Source organism: Catenibacterium sp. (assembly GCF_052354645.1).
GTDB classification, from domain to species: Bacteria; Bacillota_I; Bacilli_A; order Erysipelotrichales; family Coprobacillaceae; genus Catenibacterium; species Catenibacterium mitsuoka_A.
Genome location: NZ_DAWDDM010000197.1, coordinates 1 through 3,739, shown reverse-complemented (window position 1 = coordinate 3,739; position 3,739 = coordinate 1). Strand labels below are relative to the sequence as shown.

General features: G+C 33.7%; 3 protein-coding genes. 1 reads left to right on the top strand and 2 read right to left on the bottom strand.

The features are described 5' to 3' along the window. Positions 1-291 precede the first annotated feature (291 nt). Positions 292-1,317 (top strand): threonine aldolase family protein, encoded by a 1,026-nt coding sequence (locus ACT8VG_RS08505; protein ID WP_117460021.1) that lies wholly within the window; start codon positions 292-294, stop codon positions 1,315-1,317. Between the two features lie 24 nt (positions 1,318-1,341). Here the strand turns inward: ACT8VG_RS08505 and ACT8VG_RS08500 are convergent, their stop codons facing one another. Together ACT8VG_RS08500 and ACT8VG_RS08495 are read right to left on the bottom strand one after the other, a co-directional pair. Further along, positions 1,342-2,037: a hypothetical protein gene (locus ACT8VG_RS08500; RefSeq protein WP_117460023.1), complete on the bottom strand. Its 696-nt coding sequence runs from the start codon at positions 2,035-2,037 to the stop codon at positions 1,342-1,344. Between the two features lie 38 nt (positions 2,038-2,075). Further along, the gene (locus ACT8VG_RS08495; RefSeq protein ID WP_444195627.1) at positions 2,076-3,560 is read right to left on the bottom strand and encodes a C40 family peptidase; all 1,485 of its coding nucleotides are present in this window, start codon (positions 3,558-3,560) and stop codon (positions 2,076-2,078) included. Between the last annotated feature and the right edge of the window lie 179 nt (positions 3,561-3,739).

Here is a 3,739-nt window from a genome sequence, read left to right as displayed (position 1 = left end):
TGAACACATTTAATCACAATAGTCGATATATTTAGTTACTTATATTTTCCTCCTTTTTGATTATTATAGTATAGTTCTGCTCCTATTCCTACCAAATAGTATGAATTGAGTATTCGAGGAATGAGTTTCCTTTATCTTTCTATGTAAAAGTATTCTAAACAAGAAATAAGTGGCTTACACATATATATACTCATTCATCAGAGTGAATTACTTCCTATTTTTTGAATTATTTTCATTATTTGTATTCATATCTAAAATAGTGTAGAATACAAAAAAACGGAGGATATAAAGATGTTATCATTTGAAAGTGATTATACAGAAGGGGCACATCCTGCCATTCTAGAAAAATTTATTGAAACAAATATGGATCAGCAGTCAGGATATGGAGTAGATGTATATTCTGAATCTGCAAGAAAAAAGATTGCGAAAGCATGTGGTAAAGAAGAAGCTGATATTTACTTTATTACAGGTGGTACACAGACTAACCAGTTAGTCATTGATACAATGTTGAAGCCTTATGAAGGTGTTGTCGCTGCAGTGACAGGCCATGTGGCTGCTCATGAAGCGGGGGCTATTGAATATACAGGACATAAAGTACTCACTGTCCCACAGTATTTAGGTAAGTTAAAAGCATCAGATGTCAAAGAATTAGTAGATACATTCTATAACGATGCTAACCATGAACATATGGTATTCCCAGGTATGGTTTATATTTCTCATCCTACAGAATATGGCACACTTTATACAAAAGAAGAATTAAAAGAAATCTCAGATGTTTGTCATGCTTATAATTTGCCTTTATTCTTGGATGGTGCAAGACTTGGTTATGGTCTCATGTCTTATGATACTGATGTAACACTAGAAGATATTGCAGAACTTACTGATGTATTCTATATCGGTGGTACTAAAGTAGGGGCATTATGTGGTGAAGCTGTTGTATTTACTAAGAATAATACTCCAGCACACTTTGTAAACCTTATTAAGAAGCATGGTGCTTTACTTGCAAAAGGACGTTTAAATGGTGTTCAATTTGATGTTCTCTTTACAGATGACCTTTATTTCAAGATTTCAAGGCATGCGATTGATATGGCTGAAAAGCTTAAAACAATCTTTAAAGAAAAAGGTTATGAATTCTATATTGATTCCCCTACAAACCAGCAGTTCTTTATTGTCGATAATAAGAAACTAGAAGAACTAGAAAAGCATGTACGCTATGGTTTCTGGGAAAAGTATGATGATACACATACGGTAGTACGTTTTGCAACAAGCTGGGCTACTACAGAAGAATCTATTGAAAAACTTAAAGAACTATTATAAAAAGATTCCTTCACGGAATCTTTTTTAATGCCATGATGTGGTATGTTCATCTATAACCTGACCATTTTCTATTTTATAGAATCCTAATATCGTTGTATAACCATTCTTAGTTTCCTGATAAACATATTCATGCTCATGAGTTTCATAATAATTCAAATGACGTGTGACACCATCTTTATTATATACTGTGGCATACATCCATCCTTTAGCACTGATACCATAATCTATATCATCATAATTAAGATAATCAGCGACCATCTTTAATTCTTTTCTAATCTCATCGGCATTATTATTAGCCATATCACCTTTAGTTGTTATTTCATCCTGACCATTCACAATAGAACTATTTGTCTTGCCATTATAATAAAGATTATAAAGTGTATCATCCTGCTCAGTTCCTTGAATCACAACACCTACATGATCCTTATACCAGCTCACACTCCACACTTCTTCTCGAATACTTCCACCATCATCTGATAATGTAAAGTCCATCTTATTGATTATCGTATCATTCTTTTTAAGAAGCAGACGTCCATCTGCACTGCTGAAGAATAGAGGCGCTCCGACTGACTGCATCACAACCTCATATTCATAATAAGATTCTTTAGCTACTGTTTCGACATGATACTCGATCATGTAGATAAAAAGACCATAGAGTAGACCAAGAACGAGTACAATACTTAATACGATTCCTAGAATCACCTTTAATACTTTTTTCATATAGTCTCCTTATAAAAAAAGAAGATCTTTCGATCTTCTTATCTACCAGCACCTGCGTAATGAGATGCATAATAACCGCTATTTAATGAAGATACTGTAACACCAGTACTTGAGTTGGCAGCATGAACAAACTGTCCATTACCGATATAGATACCTACATGTGAGATACCTGACTTATAAGTTCCTGCGAAGAATACTAAGTCACCAGCACTTAAGCCATCCTTAGATACTCTTGTAGTTCCACTATACTGAGCAGAAGCAGTTCTTGGTAATGATTTACCATTCTGTCTATATACCCATGAAGTGAATCCAGAACAGTCAAATGCTGTTGGTCCAGAAGCACCAAATACATAAGCAGAACCTACTTTAGATAAACCAGTTCCAACAATACCACTGTGTCCACCCTTGACGCTTGTTCCACCTGCATTGTATCCACCTCTAGATGGAGCGGCAGCGACAGTCACTTTAGCACTTGCATTTGCTGTATTACCAGCATTATCAGTTACTGTATAGTTAACTGTATAACTTCCAGCTTTAGAAGTATTGACAGAACCACTTACATTCACCTTGCTTGTCACATCACCATCAAGATTATCGATAGCAGATGCAATATTAGACTTTGCATCAAATGAACCACCATTCTTTACATTAATATCAGTAGACTTTAATGTAATAGAAGGAGCTGCCATATCAGCTACAGTCACATCATAAGTATTTTCAGTCTTATTACCACTTGCATCAGTTGCAGTTACTTTAATAGGCTGAGTACCATCTAACTTCTTAGTATCAATTTCACCTTCTACAGATAAAACTGGATTCATATCATAGTTATCCTTTGCTTCAACATAATTGTTGATATCAAAGTTATCACCATAATTGACTACGAAATTACCATTCTTTAAGTTCATTTCAGGAGCAGATGTATCACCTACATTAAATGTAAATGTCTTAGTAGCGATATTACCCATGTTATCTTCAACAGATGCATTGATCACCTGTTGACCTAACTGAGTTGTATCTAATTCCTTATCAAAATTAATAAAATCTGTTACATCACCATCAACATTATCAGTTGCTTTGATGTAATCCTTTAAATTACTACTACCATTTGCTTCAACATTGATGACAAATCCATCATCAGTCTTAGATTCAAGAACTGGTGCTTCATTATCTACAACCTTAACATTAACAGTCTTAGTTGATTCATTGTTGAAAGAATCCTTTACTGTTACGTTAACAGTATAAGTTCCTAACTGGTTCTTTTCATAAGATTCAGCATGAATCTTAGTTTTTAATGTATCAGTATGATCTCTGTTATCAGAGATTGCAAAATCACTAGCTTTTAAGACAGTTCCATAAGGAACTTCAATTGTATTTGAATGTACAACAGGTGCTGTTCTATCAGCAGCTGTATAACCCACGATTGCGAAAGCGGAAATAGCAAACACAGGAATGAACATTGTCTTCTGAGTTCTTACTCTATTAGATACGAAACTCATGATTTCTTTTGTTTTCTTATCCATTTTTCTCTCTCCTTTTGTCTTTCGACAGGCTCTATTATAACACCTCATATTAAAAAATAAAGAAAAATCTTAAGAAATAATTAAGAATTATCAAATTATGCAGTATTTATCATATAAAATTGAATTAAGAAAATTTTAAAAATAACTTAAGATTTATACAAAAAGGCCTATTTTGTAAG

Bases quoted from the DNA above. Each gene is read 5' to 3' on its own strand.
- ACT8VG_RS08500 (WP_117460023.1), bottom strand. From the start codon at position 2,037: ATGAAAAAAGTATTAAAGGTGATTCTAGGAATCGTATTAAGTATTGTA.
- ACT8VG_RS08495 (WP_444195627.1), bottom strand. From the start codon at position 3,560: ATGGATAAGAAAACAAAAGAAATCATGAGTTTCGTATCTAATAGAGTA.
- ACT8VG_RS08505 (WP_117460021.1), top strand. From the start codon at position 292: ATGTTATCATTTGAAAGTGATTATACAGAAGGGGCACATCCTGCCATT.